We start from the raw sequence: 14291 nt of genomic DNA on the forward strand, positions 1-14291 counted from the left end.
TCTGCCTGGTCCTTCCTCAGTCGAGCAGGTCGCCGAACTCCCAGTGCCACGGCTCGGGCTTCTCGCCGCCGGGCCGGGCCCAGTCGGGGTTGACGAAGCCGAACCGGCCCGCGTTCTGCGTCATCCAGGTCCACTGCGCGGTGCCCGCGACGTGCACGCCGCCACACAGGTCCACCGCCAGCGCCCAGCCGTGGTTCGAGGTGCCCGGCACCGCGGCCAGGGCCGGCTTGCGGCGGAAGGCGTCCTGCTGCGCGGCCATCGACCGGTAGGAGTCGGTGATGCACAGCGGCGTGCCGAACTCCGCCTCGTAGGCCGACGCCAGGGCCGCGTACCCGGCCGCCGCGTCGCAGCGCAGCGCGTGACCGCGGGCGATCGAGCACAGCGCCTCGGCGGGGATCCGGCCGTTGGTCCAGCCGCCCCAGGCGGGGCTGACCGGCCCGGCCGGCGCCGGGGGAGCGCCGCAGGCACCGCGGCCCGACGCCGTCGCCGGCAACGGCGCGTTCGGCTGCGCCGGGGCGGGCAGGGTCACCCGCACGGCACGGGCGTCCTCGGGCAGCGGGTGGACGCCGACCCGGTAGGTGGCGGCCGAGGCGCCCAGCACCTCGCCGGAACCCAGGTACAGCGCGACGTCCTGGCCGCCGTCGGAGACCACCAGGTCGCCGACCTGGATCTGCGAGGCCGGGACCACGGTCGCCGCGGCCCACTGCCCGGCGGCGGTGGCCGGCAGGTCGTACCCGGCCAGCAGCCACGACGCCGCGGTCAGCCCGCCGCAGTCGTAGGCGTCCGGCCCGGCGGAACCCTCGGCGTAGGGCCGCCCGGCCTGCGCCAGCGCGCTGCTCACGGCGGCCACGGTCTCGGCGGGGAGCACGGTCACCGGGCGGTTGCCCGCCACGGCCCAGGCCACGCCCGGCACGGCCTGGCCGGCCGCGTCGAGGGCGGGGGAGAAACCGGCGGGCAGCGCGGCCGGGTCGGCCAGCTCGGCGGCCGACGGCGGCTCGATCCCGGCGGACGCCAGCTCGGCGAGGTACCCCTGCCAGCGCTGCAGCGCGGCGGCGTTGCGCTGCTGCTGCGCGCCGGCCGACGGGACGGTGTCCAGCGCCGCGAGCTGCGCGGCGACGTCGAGGCCGAGGTCGTCGGCGGTCTCCCGGACGCCGGCCAGCAGCGTGCGGGCCTGCGCGGTGGCGGCGTCGACGGCGGCCTGCGCCCGGGAGACGCGGGCGGCCGCGGCCTCCGCGGCGGCCTCGGCCCGCTGCGCCCGGACGACGACGGCCTCGCGCTCGACGGCGGCCCGGTCGGCCAGCGCCTGCAGCTGCAGGACGCCCGAGGTCGTGCCGGGGGTGGTGGCCTCGAGGCCGAGCACCGGCATCCGGCCGGTGGCGCTCGCGCGGTAGAGGTCGGCCGCGACGTCGCCGACGGTGACCTGCTCGGCGGCGACGGCGGCGCGGGCGGCCAGCTCGGCGGCCTCGGCGGTGGCCAGCTCGGCGCGGCGGCCGTCGATCTCGGCCTGCAGCCGGCGGTAGGCGTCGGCGTCCTGCAGCAGGGTGCTGCGGGCGGCCAGCGCCAGCCCCGTGGGGTCGGGAGCGATGGTGGCCGAGCCGGGCGCGGAGGTGGCGGGGGCGAGGAGCACGCTCACCGCCGGCACGAGCAGGGTGGCCAGGCCGACGACGAGCAGCCGGGTGCGCCAGGGGCCGCGCTCGCGGGGAGCGGACGCCGGGCGGCGGGCGGGGGCCCGCCGGGCCTTCTTCCGGGCGGTCTTCTTCTTGCCCGCCGACGTCGTCCTGGCCACGGGCCGGGCGGTCGCGGGCCGGGCGGTCGCGGTGCCGGGGGTGCCGGCGGCGCGGGCGGCGAGCAGGGCGCGCAGGGCCTCGGCCTCGCGGGGGGTGAGCTCGCGGCGGGGAGCGGAGGTGCGCGGGGAGGCGGTCGTGCGTGGAGCGGGCACGGTCTGGTCCCCCGGGCGGTCTCGGCTGGCTGGCCGCGCTCCGTGCTGGAGCGCTCGCCGTCAGATCGACCGTCCGGGGGACCCGGAGGAGGGACGGGGGAGCGGGTCTCACCCCATGGGGGGAGGGGTTCCGCCCGGTCGGGGGACCGGCCGGGGTGCCGGGCGGTCCCGCGGAGGTGCGCGGTGCGTCCCCGCGGGGCCGCCCGGGGAGGTCAGCGGTCGGGGGCCCACCAGGCGCCGTGCCGGGGGACCAGCGCGATCCGGTGCTGCGTGCCGTCGGCGGTGGAGACGACCACCTCGACGGCGGTCACCTCCAGCGTCCGGTCGTCCTCGCGCAGCACCCGGCCGGTGGCCAGGGGGATGGGTGGCAGGACCAGGACGTCCTCGGCCGGATCACCGCCCATGGCGCCCGCCCGTCAGCGCTCGCCGATGGGGACGAAGGCGCGCTCGGTCTCGCCGGTGTACACCTGGCGCGGCCGGCCGATCTTCGTCGTCGGGTCCTCGATCATCTCCCGCCACTGGGCGATCCAGCCGGGCAGCCGGCCGAGGGCGAACAGCACGGTGAACATCCGCGTCGGGAAGCCCATCGCCCGGTAGATGAGGCCGGTGTAGAAGTCGACGTTCGGGTAGAGCTTGCGCTGCACGAAGTAGTCGTCGGACAGCGCGATCTCCTCGAGCTGGCGCGCGAGGTCCAGCAGCTGGTTGTCACCGCCCAGCTTGTCCAGCACGGTGTCGGCGGTCTGCTTCACGATCGCCGCGCGCGGGTCGTAGTTCTTGTAGACCCGGTGGCCGAAGCCCATGAGCTTGACGCCGGGCTCCTTGTCCTTCACCCGCGCCACGAACCGGCCGATGTCGCCGCCGTCGCGCTGGATGGCCTCCAGCATCTCCAGCACCGACTGGTTGGCCCCGCCGTGCAGCGGGCCGAACAGCGCGTTGATGCCGGCCGAGACCGAGGCGAACAGGTTGGCGTGGGAGGAGCCGACCAGGCGCACGGTCGACGTCGAGCAGTTCTGCTCGTGGTCGGCGTGCAGCACGAACAGCATGTCGAGGGCGGCGGCGAGGTCGGGGTCGACCTCGTAGGGCTCGGCCGGGAAGCCGAAGGTCATCCGCAGGAAGTTCTCGACCAGGCCGAGGGAGTTGTCGGGGTAGAGGAACGGCTGCCCGACCGACTTCTTGTACGCGTAGGCGGCGATCGTGGGCAGCTTCGCCAGCAGCCGGACGGTGGAGATCTCCACGTGCCGCGGGTCGAAGGGGTCCAGCGAGTCCTGGTAGAAGGTCGACAGGGCGCTGACCGCCGAGGACAGCACCGGCATCGGGTGCGCGTCGCGCGGGAAGCCCTGGAAGAACTGCTTGAGGTCCTCGTGCAGGAGGGTGTGCCGGCGCAGGTTGTCGTCGAAGGCCGCCAGCTGGTCGGCGGTGGGTAGCTCGCCGTGGATCAGCAGGTAGGTGACCTCGAGGAAGCTGGCCTTCCCGGCGAGCTGGTCGATCGGGTAGCCCCGGTAGCGCAGGACGCCCGCGTCGCCGTCGATGTAGGTGATCGCCGACGTGCAGGAGGCGGTGTTCACGAAGCCGACGTCGAGCGCGACCTGTCCGGTCGTCGCCATCAGCTTGGAGACGTCGAGCCCGGAGGCGCCCTCCGTGGCCGGGACCGTGCGCAGCGGGAGCTCACCCCCCGGGTGCCGGAGGGATACCTCGGGGGTGCTGGCTGTCTCGGTCATGGTGGGCCGACGCTATCGCCGTCCGGCCACTCCGACGACAGCGACCGTCCCCCGGCGGGGTGGAGCGGGCTCCCGCCCACCCCGCCGGAGCGGACCGGCGACCCGTCAGGGGTGGGTCATGGACAGGACGTCGAGGGCCTCGTCGAGCTGGGCCTCGGTGAGCTTGCCCTGCTCCACGTAGCCGCGCTCGAGCACCACCTGGCGGATCGTCTTCTGCTCGGCCAGCGACTGCTTGGCGACCTTCGCGGCCTCCTCGTAGCCGATGTACTTGTTCAGCGGCGTGACGATCGACGGCGAGGACTCCGCGTAGGTGCGGCACTGCTCGACGTTGGCGACGATCCCGTCGACGCAGCGGTCGGCCAGGATCCGGCTGACGTTGGCCAGCAGCCGGATCGACTCGAGCACGTTGCGCGCCATGAGCGGCAGCGTCACGTTGAGCTCGAAGACGCCGGTGGTGCCGGCGTAGGTGACGGCGGCGTCGTTGCCGATGACCTGGGCGGCCACCTGGATGACCGCCTCGGGGATCACCGGGTTCACCTTGCCCGGCATGATCGAGCTGCCCGGCTGCAGGTCGGGCAGCTGGATCTCGCCGAGGCCGGTGCGCGGGCCCGAGCCCATCCACCGCAGGTCGTTGGCGATCTTCACGAGGCCGACGGCGATCGTCTTCAGCTGGCCGGAGGCCTCCACCAGCCCGTCGCGCGAGCTCTGCGCCTCGAAGTGGTCGCGGGCCTCGGTCAGGGGCAGGTCCAGCTCGCCGGCGAGCCGCTCGATGATCGCTGCGGCGAAGCCGGGCGGGGTGTTGATGCCGGTGCCGACGGCGGTGCCGCCCAGCGGCAGCTCGCCGATGCGGGGGAGCGAGGCCTGCAGCCGCTCGACGCCGTAGCGGACCGCCGCGGCGTACCCGCCGAACTCCTGACCGAGGGTGACCGGGGTGGCGTCCATCAGGTGGGTGCGGCCGCTCTTGACGACCTCGCGGAACTCCCCGGCCTTGCGCGAGAGCGAGGCCTCCAGGTGCTGCAGCGCGGGCACCAGGTCGCGCACGATCGCCCGGGTCGCGGCCACGTGGATCGCCGAGGGGAACACGTCGTTGGACGACTGCGAGGCGTTGACGTGGTCGTTCGGGTGCACCGGGGTGCCCGAGGCCTCGGTGGCGAGCGTGGCCAGGACCTCGTTGGTGTTCATGTTGCTCGACGTCCCCGAGCCGGTCTGGAAGACGTCGATGGGGAAGTGGTCGTCCCACGTGCCGGAGGCGACCTCCGCGGCCGCGGCGGCGATCGCGTCGGCGACGCCGCGGTCGAGGACGCCGAGGTCGGCGTTCACCCGCGCCGCGGCGCCCTTGATGGCGGCCAGCGCGGCGATGAGCTCGCGCTCGATGGGGGTGCCGGAGATCGGGAAGTTCTCGACGGCGCGCTGGGTCTGGGCCCGCCACTTGGCCCAGGCGGGGACGCGGACCTCCCCCATGGAGTCGTGCTCGACGCGGAATTCCTGCTCGGTGGCCACGCTGGCTCCCGTGTGGTGTCGGTGGGTTCGCTGCTGCTGGCGTGACCCTAGAGAGGCCCGGTCCCGCTCCATGTGGGGAGGCTCCGGTCCGGATGCGGGACGGCGGCCCCGGGGGTGGCTAGCGTCGCCCGACCACCCCGCCCGAGGAGCCCCCGTGACACCTCCGCACGACCCCGCGTACGGCACCGCCCCCACCGGCGGCTGGACGCCGTGGGGCACCTGGGAGCCGGCCGTCGGCCGCCCCGTCCCGGCCGCGCCCCCGGTGCCCGCCGTGCCGGCCCCGCGCCCGCTCGGCCCCGGCGGGATCGCCGTCGTCGTCGCGGGTCTGGTCATCGGCATGGTGCTGGCCGCCGTCGTCGGCGCGCTGCTGCTGCGCGGGGCGGCCGACGACGCCGGCACCGCCGCCGGCGAGGCGATCGGCCAGGCGATGTTCGGCGGGGTCAGCGAGGACGCCGGTTGGTACGCCGACCCCTACGCCGTCGGCGGCCTCGGGCCGGTCGAGCAGACCGACCCCGTGCCGCCCGGCGAGCTCGGCCCCGACCCGGTGCTCGACGCCTACGCGCAGGAGTGCTTCGACGGCGACCTGCAGTCCTGCGACGACCTCTACATGGAGTCGGCGCCGCTGTCGGACTACGAGGAGTACGGCAGCACCTGCGGCGGCCGGGTCAAGGCATGGACCGTGCCGTACTGCACCGAACTGGACTGAGGGAGGAGCCCGTCCTCCCCACCGCTCGCACGCTCGCGGCGGTGCCCTGGACGGGGCCGCGCTTGGGGGCCCGCCCAAGTCGCGCACCAGTCCGTTCCAGCACGTCAGGGGATCGTTCGGGACGTCACCGGAGGGGGCCCCGCGGCTGACGTGAGCCGTGGGGCGGGTGGCGTCCTCCGCCGCTCACCCGTGACCGGGCGGTGCTCGCTCGTCCCGATCGCCCGACCTAGCCTGGCCCCGCCAGCGACCAGAACCGAGGAGTCTGCAGATGTCCCAGCCGCCGACGCCGCCGCAGGGCGGCAACGACCCCGCGGGCCAGCAGCCCGGGCAGCAGGGCTGGGGGCAGTCCGACGACCCGACCGCGCAGTTCGGTCAGCCGGCGCCGCCGACCTCGCAGTTCCAGGCCGGCCAGTACGGCCAGCCGGGTGACCCGCGGGAGCAGACCGCCCCCTTCGGCCAGCCCGACCCGAACGCCTACGGGCAGCAGCAGTACGGGCAGCAGGGTCAGGACCCGAACGCCCAGTACGGGCAGCAGTACGGGCAGCAGGGCTACGACCCGGGCGCCCAGTACGGCCAGCAGTACGGGCAGCAGTACGGCCAGCAGGGCTACGACCCGAACGCCCAGTACGGGCAGCAGTACGGGCAGCAGGGCTACGACCCGAACGCCCAGTACGGCCAGTACGGGCAGCAGCCCTACGGCCAGCAGCCCTACGGCCAGCAGGGCGCCTACGGCCAGCCGGCGCCGAAGCCGAAGAAGAACCTCGCCGTCATCCTCACCGTGGTCGGCGTCGTCCTCATCGCGGGCCTCGGCGTGCTGCTGTTCTTCCTGCTGCGCGACGACGAGGGCTCCACGGTCGCCGACCCGACCACCACGACCACCGCCTCGACGACGACGTCCTCCTCGTCGAGCTCCAGCTCCTCGTCGAGCTCGTCGTCCTCGTCCTCGTCCTCCTCGACCACCCCCGGCGGGGGCGGCGGCGGGGCCCTCCCGGCGGGGCAGCCCCCGGTGGGCCTCGGCGAGGACACCGAGGGCGACTTCCAGCAGCAGGCCGACGCCTGCTTCGCGGGCGACCTGGCCGCCTGCGACGACCTGTGGCTCGACACCCCGATCGACTCGGCGTGGGAGGAGTACGGCGGCACCTGCGGCGGCCGGGTCGAGTACCAGGCCGGGACCTGCGAGCTGCGGCTCGGGTCGGGTAGCGGCGGCGCCGCGGGCCCGACGTCGGACCCGGTGCCGCCGAGCGACCTCGGCGACGACCCCTCCGGCCGGTACCAGCCGCTGGCCGAGGCGTGCTTCGCCGGCGACTGGGCCTCCTGCGACGAGCTCTGGGGGGCGACCCCGGTCGACTCGGAGTACGAGCAGTACGCCGGGACCTGCGCCGGCCGGGTGGCCTACGAGAGCCTCGGCACCTGCGAGGAGCGGCTCGGCTGAGCCACGCACACACGAGGACGGCCCCGGGGCGATCGCCCCGGGGCCGTCCTCGTGTGTGCGGTCTGCGTCAGTCGTGGTGCGGGTCGAAGGCGACCGCCGAGTAGGCGCGCAGCTTCTCCAGCGAGTGCAGGCTGTCGATCGAGCGGATGGTGCCGGAGCGCGAGCGCATGACCAGCGACTGCGTGGTGCAGCCGCCGGCGCGGTACTGCACGCCGCGCAGCAGCTCGCCGTCGGTGATGCCGGTGGCCACGAAGAAGACGTCGCCGCGCACCAGGTCGTCGATCTGCAGCACCCGGTCGAGGTCGTGGCCGGCGTCGACCGCCTTCTGCCGCTCCTCGTCGTCCTTGGGCCACAGCCGGCCCTGCAGCGCACCGCCCATGCACTTGAGCGCGCAGGCGGCGATGATGCCCTCCGGCGTGCCGCCGATGCCCATGAGGATGTCGACGCCGGTGCCCTCCCGGGCGGCGGCGATCGCGCCGGCGACGTCGCCGTCGGAGATGAACCGGATGCGGGCGCCGGCCTCGCGGACCTCGTGCACCAGCTGGTCGTGCCGCGGGCGGTCGAGGATGCAGACGGTGACGTCGGCGACCGAGCTGTGCTTGGCCTTCGCCACCCGGCGGATGTTCTCCGCGACCGGGGCGGTGATGTCGACGGCGTCGGCGGCGGCCGGGCCGACGGCGATCTTCTCCATGTAGAAGACGGCCGAGGGGTCGTACATGGCGCCGCGGTCGGCCACCGCCATGACGGCGATGGCGTTGGGCATGCCCTTGGCCATCAGCGTGGTGCCGTCGATCGGGTCGACGGCGACGTCGCACTCGGGGCCGTAGCCGTCGCCCACCTGCTCGCCGTTGTAGAGCATCGGCGCCTGGTCCTTCTCGCCCTCGCCGATGACGACGACGCCGCGCATGCTCACCGTGCCGATCAGCGCGCGCATGGCGTCGACCGCGGCGCCGTCGCCGCCGTTCTTGTCGCCGCGGCCCACCCAGCGGCCGGCGGCCATGGCGGCGGCCTCGGTGACGCGCACCAGCTCGAGGGCCAGGTTGCGGTCGGGGGCGGGGCGGTCGGTGCGGAAGGTGCTCACGCGCGGGGCCTGGGCCACGGGGCCGTCGGGTACGGGCAGTGTCACGGGGACCTCCATCGACCGGCACCGTTGCCGGTCGGACGCGCGGCGCCGCCCCGATGCGGGGCGGCGGGGTTCTGGATCGGTGCTGCGATCCTAGGGGCATGACCAGTTCCGGCCCGTCGGGCCAGCAGGCCCCCGAGCAGCAGCCCGCGCAGGAGCAGCCGCCCCCCGCGCCGACCGCGGTCGAGCGGGCCAACCGGATGAGCGCGGCCAACATGATCCGGTCGCTGGCGCCGCTGGTGCTCATCTGCCTGCTGGTCGTCGGCTGGATCGCCCTCCGGCAGAGCGGCACCGATCCGGTGCGCACGGTCGACCCGGGCAGCTCCGTGCAGTTCGCGGCGTCCCGCGCGGGCTACGAACTCGAGGCGCCCGCGGAGCTGCCCGACGGCTACCGGCCCACCAGCGCCCGCACCGACGCCGGCGAGGCCGCCGAGGGGGCGCCGGTGACGCTGGAGATCGGCTACCTGACGCCGTCGGACGAGTACGCGGGCTTCGTCACCACCGACGACCCGCGCGCCGAGGAGCTCACCGCCGTCCTCGACGACGCCACCGAGGACGGCACCGTCGACCTCGGCGGGCGCACCTGGACGCGGCTGACCAGCGAGCGCGGCGAGACGGTCCTCACCCTCGAGGACGGCGAGGTGACCACGGTCGTCACCGGCTCGGCCGACGACGACGAGCTCGAGACGGTGGCGGGCTCCGTCGCCCCCGTCGTGGTGCGCTGAGCCCCGCTCAGCTCTCCTGCTGCTCGCCCGGGGCGGCGGCGGCCAGCCGCTCGCGGGCGCGGTCGAGCCAGTGCCGGCACAGCTCGGCCAGCTGCTCGCCGCGCTCCCACAGCCCCAGGGACTCCTCGAGCGTGAGGCCGCCGGCCTCCAGCCGGCGCACCACGTCGGCCAGCTCCTCGCGGGCCTGCTCGTAGCTCTGGGTCGGCTGCTCGGGTGCGCTCACGGCTGCCCATCCTCCCTGTCGACCCGCACGGGCAGCCGGCCGCCCGCGACCCGCACCGACAGCGCCTCGCCGTCGGACACCTCACCCGGGTCGCGGACCAGCGCCCCGTCGGCGCGCTGCACGAGGGCGTAGCCGCGCTGCAGCGTCGCCTGCGGCGAGAGGGCGGCGACCCGGGCGCGGGCGTGCTCGAGGTCGCGCTCGGCGGTCTCCACGCGGTGGGTGAGCGTGCGCCGGGCGCGGTCGCGCAGCGCGGCGACGTCGTCGGCCCGGCCGTGCAGCAGCCGCTGCGGGTCGGCCAGCACCGGCCGGCTGCGGACGTTCTCCAGCCACCGCTCCTGCTGCTCGAGGCGCACCGACACCAGGTGGCGGGCGCGGGCGCGCAGCCCGTCGACCAGCCGCCGCTGCTCGCCGATCTCGGGCACCACGCGGTGCGCGGCGTCGGTGGGGGTGGCCGCGCGGACGTCGGCGACGTGGTCGACCAGCGTCGTGTCGGTCTCGTGCCCCACGGCGGTGACCACCGGCGTGCGGCAGGCGGCGATGGCGCGCACCAGCCCCTCGTCGGAGAAGGGCAGCAGGTCCTCGACCGAGCCGCCGCCGCGGGCGACGACGATGACCTCGACCTCCGGGTCGCGGTCGAGCCGCTGCAGGCCCTCGATCACCGAGCCGGCGGCGTTCACGCCCTGCACCAGGCTGTGGTGGACGGCGAAGCGCACCGCCGGCCAGCGCCGCCTTGCGGTGACGAGCACGTCGCGCTCGGCCGCGGAGTCCTTGCCGGTGACCAGGCCGACGACGGCCGGCGCGAACGGCAGCGGGCGCTTGCGGGCGGCGTCGAAGAGGCCCTCGGCGGCCAGCAGCCGGCGGATCCGCTCGATCCGGGCGAGCAGCTCGCCCAGGCCGACGGCGCGGATCTCCGTGGCGCGCAGCGAGAACGAGCCGCGGGCGATGTAGTAGTCGGGCCGCGCGCGCACGACCACCCGCGCGCCCTCGGTGAGCTCCAGGCCGGGCCGGTCGGCGACGTCGCGGGCGCAGGTGACCGGCACCGAGAGGTCGGCCGCCGGGTCGCGCAGGGTGAGGAAGACGGTGGCCGCGCCGCGGCGGGAGAGCTGGGCGACCTGCCCCTCGACCCACACCTCGCCGAGCCGGCCGATCCACTCGGCGACCTTCCGGGCCACCGTGCGCACGGGCCACGGGGCCTCGGGGGTCGACGGAGCGGTCACGGGGGTCGAGCCTGCCAGGCGGTACCGACACGGCGGCCCGGGACCCTCGAGGGGTCCCGGGTCGCCGGGAGGGGAAGCGGTGCTCGCTAGCCGCGGGGCTGCAGCGGGCTCGCGTCGGCCGCCTGCTGCTCGAGCTTCTCCAGCCGGTTGCGCAGCATGGTGACGAACGGCGCCCGGTTGCGGGTGGCCTCCTCGTAGGCGAGCAGGTCGCCGACCGTGGCCAGCTGGTAGCCGCGCAGCCGGCCGCGCAACTGGGCGACGGTGAAGGAGTCGTAGCCGTCGACCGGCGCGGCCCCGGCGGCCTGCGAGCCCGACAGCTCGCTGCCGCCCTCCGGGTCGTCGGTGGGGGCGTCGGACTCCCCGCCGACGGCGTCCACGACCGCGCCCTCGGCGATCGCCGCGTCCTCCTCGGCGGTGTCGGCGTCCCCGACGTCGGTGCGCACGCCCGTCGCGGCGGCCACGGGCGTGCCGCCCTCGTCGGTGGCCGTGTCGCCGGCCGTCTCGGCGGTGTCGGCCGGCGTGTCGGTCAGGGGTTCGGGCTCGACCGTGTCGGTGGCCGCGCCGGAGTCCTCGCCCGGGCCCGCCTCGGCGCCGAGCTCCTCGTCGACGCGGGCGTGCTCACCGGTGACGACGTCGCTCGCCTCGCCCGTCGCGGTGCCCTGGCCGTCGGCGGGCTGCCCGTCGCCGTCCTCGGGGGCGACGACGCCCTCGTCGGTGACGGTGCCCTCGACGGTGGTCACCTGGCCGTCGGGGGTGATCACGTCGACCTCGGTGGCGGCGTCCTCGGCCGCGGCCGCGTCGGACTCAGCGTCCTCGCCCAGCACGCCGGCGTCGGGGGAGGCGGCGGTGTCCGTACCCGCGGTGTCCGTGCCGGCCGCGTCGTCGGCGGTGCCGATCTCGGTGTCGGGCGTGCCGGAGTCGGCGGCGTCGGGGGTCGCGGCGTCGTCGCTGCCCACGTCGGGGGCGCCGGCGAGCTCACCGACGGGGGAGCCGCCCGGGTCGCTGGCGGCGGGCGCGTCGTCCGGGACGGCCGGCACCGCGGGTGAGTCGCTGCCCTCGGCCTCGAGCAGCGCGCTCTCCAGCGCGTCCTCGGCGGTGAGCGCGGAGTCGGCGTCGTCGAGCGCGGCCTCGGCCTCCTCGGTGCCCAGCACCTGGTCGGTGACGTCCTCGACCGCGGCGACGACGGCGGCCGGCGGCGGGTCCTGGGGGAGGCCCGCCACCTCGTCGTCGACCAGGCCGGCGGCGTCGGTGTCGACGTCGATCTCCATGACGTCGACCTCGGTCAGCGTCTCGGTCTCGTCGAGCACGGCCGCTGTGTCCTCGACGGCGGCCACGACCGCGTCGGCGGCCGGGTCCTCGGGGAGTCCCGCGACCTCGGCGTCGGAGATGCCCGTGGTGTCGACGTCGGGGGCGCGGTCGAAGGCGGAGGTGCGCAGGACGTCGATCGGCTGGGCGACCAGGGCCTCGCCGGAGCGCGCGTCCTCGTCGTCGTCGTCGAAGGTGGCCATGCCCGGCTCGCGGTCGCCGCGCAGCCCGGTGAGCAGCTCGTCGCCGCGGGCCACCAGCCCCGACCAGTGCTGCTGGAGCTTCATCGCGGTCTGGAGTGCGATGCCGACCAGGCGCACGGGCAGGCCGGGCAGCGTCTCGGGGAGGCGGCGGGCCTCGTCGAGGACGGTGGCGGCCAGTCCGGCGGCGGCGCGGACCGGCTCGGGGATCTCACGGGACATGCGCCCAGCCTGCCGCAGCGCGTCGGCGTCGGCAGCACGGCCCGGACCGCGGACACCCGGTCGGGCGGCGTGCGTCGTGTCACGACTCCCCTCGGCAGCCCGGCCGGGGGTCGCGCGCGACCTACAGTGGGGGCATGGCTGATCAGCGCGGACGGGTCCTGCTGGCCGATCCCCGGGGCTACTGCGCCGGCGTCGACCGGGCGGTGGTGGCCGTCGAGCGGGCGCTGGAGATGCACGGCGCGCCCGTCTACGTCCGCAAGCAGATCGTCCACAATAAGCACGTCGTGGCCACCCTCGAGCGGCGCGGCGCGGTGTTCGTCGACGAGACCGACGAGGTGCCCGAGGGCTCGGTCGTCGTGTTCAGCGCCCACGGCGTCTCGCCGGCGGTGCACGAGGAGGCGGCGGCCCGGCAGCTGCGCACCATCGACGCGACCTGCCCGCTGGTGACGAAGGTGCACCAGGAGGCCAAGCGGTTCGCCCGCGACGACTACGACATCCTGCTCATCGGCCACCGCGGGCACGAGGAGGTCGAGGGCACCTCCGGCGAGGCGCCGTCGCACATCCAGCTCGTCGACGGGCCCGAGGACGTCGCGAACGTCCAGGTGCGCGACCCCGAGCGGGTGGTCTGGCTGTCGCAGACGACGCTGTCGGTCGATGAGACGCTGGCCACGGTCGACCAGCTGAAGACCCGGTTCCCCGGGCTGCAGTCCCCGCCCAGCGACGACATCTGCTACGCCACGCAGAACCGGCAGCAGGCGGTCAAGCAGATGGCGCCCGACTGCGACCTGGTGGTCGTCGTCGGCTCCACCAACTCGTCGAACTCGGTGCGGCTGGTCGAGGTGGCGCTGGAGGCCGGCGCCCGCGCGGCGCACCTGGTCGACTACGCCTCCGAGATCGACCCGGCCTGGCTCGAGGGCGTCTCCACCGTGGGCGTGACCAGCGGCGCGTCGGTGCCCGAGGTGCTGGTCGGCGAGGTGCTCGACTGGCTGGCCGAGCGCGGCTACCCCGACGTCTCGTCGGTCAAGGCCGCCGAGGAGCGGCTGGTGTTCGCGCTGCCGCGCGAGTTGCGGCCCGAGCGCGGGGAGTCCGCCCGCCCCGCGCGCTGACCCCTGAACGCACGAAGGCCCTCCTCCCGACCGGGAGGGGGGCCTTCGTGCGTTCCGGGGCCGTCAGCGGCGGGCGGCCCAGCGGATGATGCCGAGGACGATCGCGACGCCGGTGGCGACGGCCATCGTGGGGAACCCGCGGATGAGGACGGTGGCGATCGTCGGCACGCTGAAGTCGGCCGACGGCGCCAGCCCGATGTTGACCGCGGCCACCGCGACGAACACCAGCGGCGGGGCGACGACGACGGTGAGCAGGTCGCGCTTGCGGACCAGCAGCGTGGCGACGGCGGAGGCCGCGACCAGCGTGACCAGCGTCAGCGTGCCGAGGCCGACGTCGAGGAACGAGTCGACGGCGCCGCCGGCGAGGGTGATGACGAAGATGCCGAGGACGGCGAGGCTGCCGCGCAGGCCGGGCGCGGGCGCCGGCGCGGTCCGCGAGGAGCCCCGCGGGGTCTCGCGCGGCGTCTCCCGCGGGCGCTCGGCGGCGCGGCCGCGGCGCGGCGGCTCCGGGGCGTCCCGGTCGGCCAGCGGGTGCACGCCAGGGTAGGGGGTGCGCTGCTGCGGGCGGGCCGCCGGCGGGCGCGAGTCGGCGACCGGACGGCCGGAGCCCCAGCCGGGCGCCGGGCCCGCGGCGGGACCGGGCGTGCCGGGACGGCGGTCGGGGGCCGGGGCGCCGGAGCGGCGCGGCGGGGGCGGCGGCACCGGAGGCAGCGACATGCGCGCCGCGCGGGCGGGCGTCGCGTCGAGCCGCGGCAGGTCCGGGCGCGGGGCCTGCGGGCCGGCGTGGGGACGCTCGCCGCGGCCTCCGCCGTCCCGCCAGGTGTCGGCTGCACTCGCCGAGGCCATGGCGTACCTCCCCGTCCGGACCGGCCCGG

Annotated in this window: 13 protein-coding genes; 4 read left to right on the forward strand and 9 right to left on the reverse strand. The window is 75.9% G+C overall.

Annotation, left to right across the window (positions count from 1 at the left end; translation table 11 throughout):
* Window positions 1-16: 16 nt before the first annotated feature.
* The 4 genes from BUE37_RS03565 to BUE37_RS03580 form a co-directional block, all read right to left on the reverse strand.
* The gene (locus tag BUE37_RS03565) at window positions 17-1939 is read right to left on the reverse strand and encodes an NlpC/P60 family protein (RefSeq protein WP_083628249.1); all 1923 of its coding nucleotides are present in this window, start codon (window positions 1937-1939) and stop codon (window positions 17-19) included.
* Between the two features lie 212 nt (window positions 1940-2151).
* Complete coding sequence (locus BUE37_RS03570; protein WP_073418670.1) at window positions 2152-2343, reverse strand: hypothetical protein; 192 nt, start codon at window positions 2341-2343, stop codon at window positions 2152-2154.
* A gap of 12 nt (window positions 2344-2355) precedes the next feature.
* The gene (locus tag BUE37_RS03575; RefSeq protein WP_073418671.1) at window positions 2356-3657 is read right to left on the reverse strand and encodes a citrate synthase; all 1302 of its coding nucleotides are present in this window, start codon (window positions 3655-3657) and stop codon (window positions 2356-2358) included.
* Between the two features lie 105 nt (window positions 3658-3762).
* On the reverse strand, window positions 3763-5157 hold the full coding sequence (locus tag BUE37_RS03580) for a class II fumarate hydratase (RefSeq protein WP_073418672.1): 1395 nt from the start codon (window positions 5155-5157) through the stop codon (window positions 3763-3765).
* 154 nt (window positions 5158-5311) lie between these two features.
* Here BUE37_RS03580 and BUE37_RS03585 point away from each other — a divergent pair, with 154 nt between their 5' ends.
* Together BUE37_RS03585 and BUE37_RS24730 are read left to right on the forward strand one after the other, a co-directional pair.
* A complete protein-coding gene (locus BUE37_RS03585; protein WP_073418673.1) occupies window positions 5312-5863 on the forward strand; it encodes a hypothetical protein in 552 nt (183 codons plus the stop codon).
* A gap of 268 nt (window positions 5864-6131) precedes the next feature.
* Window positions 6132-7295: a hypothetical protein gene (locus BUE37_RS24730; RefSeq protein ID WP_073418674.1), complete on the forward strand. Its 1164-nt coding sequence runs from the start codon at window positions 6132-6134 to the stop codon at window positions 7293-7295.
* 67 nt (window positions 7296-7362) lie between these two features.
* Here BUE37_RS24730 and glpX read toward each other — a convergent pair whose 3' ends face one another.
* Window positions 7363-8421, reverse strand: coding sequence for a class II fructose-bisphosphatase (glpX, locus tag BUE37_RS03595; RefSeq protein WP_217651111.1), 1059 nt, complete (start codon window positions 8419-8421; stop codon window positions 7363-7365).
* A gap of 98 nt (window positions 8422-8519) precedes the next feature.
* On the opposite strand from glpX, the gene BUE37_RS03600 reads away from it, so the two are divergent.
* Window positions 8520-9143 carry a DUF4245 domain-containing protein gene (locus BUE37_RS03600; RefSeq protein WP_073418676.1) on the forward strand — a complete coding sequence of 208 codons (624 nt, stop codon included), beginning with the start codon at window positions 8520-8522 and terminating at the stop codon, window positions 9141-9143.
* A 7-nt stretch (window positions 9144-9150) separates the two neighbouring features.
* On the opposite strand, the gene BUE37_RS03605 is transcribed toward BUE37_RS03600, so the two are convergent.
* From BUE37_RS03605 to BUE37_RS23630, 3 genes are all read right to left on the reverse strand, one after another.
* Window positions 9151-9366, reverse strand: coding sequence for an exodeoxyribonuclease VII small subunit (locus BUE37_RS03605; RefSeq protein ID WP_073418677.1), 216 nt, complete (start codon window positions 9364-9366; stop codon window positions 9151-9153).
* Complete coding sequence (xseA, locus tag BUE37_RS03610; RefSeq protein WP_073418678.1) at window positions 9363-10583, reverse strand: exodeoxyribonuclease VII large subunit; 1221 nt, start codon at window positions 10581-10583, stop codon at window positions 9363-9365. The genes BUE37_RS03605 and xseA overlap by 4 nt, the downstream gene beginning before the upstream one ends.
* An 86-nt stretch (window positions 10584-10669) precedes the next feature.
* Entirely contained in the window at window positions 10670-12310 is a 1641-nt protein-coding gene (locus tag BUE37_RS23630) for a hypothetical protein (protein WP_175562783.1), read from the reverse strand.
* Window positions 12311-12444: 134 nt separating this feature from the next.
* Here BUE37_RS23630 and BUE37_RS03620 point away from each other — a divergent pair, with 134 nt between their 5' ends.
* The gene (locus BUE37_RS03620; RefSeq protein ID WP_073418679.1) at window positions 12445-13416 is read left to right on the forward strand and encodes a 4-hydroxy-3-methylbut-2-enyl diphosphate reductase; all 972 of its coding nucleotides are present in this window, start codon (window positions 12445-12447) and stop codon (window positions 13414-13416) included.
* Window positions 13417-13479: 63 nt separating this feature from the next.
* On the opposite strand, the gene BUE37_RS03625 is transcribed toward BUE37_RS03620, so the two are convergent.
* Window positions 13480-14262, reverse strand: a complete 783-nt coding sequence (locus BUE37_RS03625) for a DUF6542 domain-containing protein (RefSeq protein ID WP_073418680.1) — start codon at window positions 14260-14262, stop codon at window positions 13480-13482.
* Between the last annotated feature and the right edge of the window lie 29 nt (window positions 14263-14291).

The sequence above is a fragment of the Geodermatophilus nigrescens genome (assembly GCF_900129495.1).
GTDB classification, from domain to species: Bacteria; Actinomycetota; Actinomycetes; order Mycobacteriales; family Geodermatophilaceae; genus Geodermatophilus; species Geodermatophilus nigrescens.

What these genes read in the sequence shown, in the direction of transcription:
- BUE37_RS03570 (WP_073418670.1), bottom strand. Translation starts at nt 2,343, where the DNA reads ATGGGCGGTGATCCGGCCGAGGACGTCCTGGTCCTGCCACCCATCCCC.
- BUE37_RS23630 (WP_175562783.1), bottom strand. Translation starts at nt 12,310, where the DNA reads ATGTCCCGTGAGATCCCCGAGCCGGTCCGCGCCGCCGCCGGACTGGCC.
- BUE37_RS24730 (WP_073418674.1), top strand. Translation starts at nt 6,132, where the DNA reads ATGTCCCAGCCGCCGACGCCGCCGCAGGGCGGCAACGACCCCGCGGGC.
- BUE37_RS03600 (WP_073418676.1), top strand. Translation starts at nt 8,520, where the DNA reads ATGACCAGTTCCGGCCCGTCGGGCCAGCAGGCCCCCGAGCAGCAGCCC.
- BUE37_RS03620 (WP_073418679.1), top strand. Translation starts at nt 12,445, where the DNA reads ATGGCTGATCAGCGCGGACGGGTCCTGCTGGCCGATCCCCGGGGCTAC.
- BUE37_RS03625 (WP_073418680.1), bottom strand. Translation starts at nt 14,262, where the DNA reads ATGGCCTCGGCGAGTGCAGCCGACACCTGGCGGGACGGCGGAGGCCGC.
- BUE37_RS03575 (WP_073418671.1), bottom strand. Translation starts at nt 3,657, where the DNA reads ATGACCGAGACAGCCAGCACCCCCGAGGTATCCCTCCGGCACCCGGGG.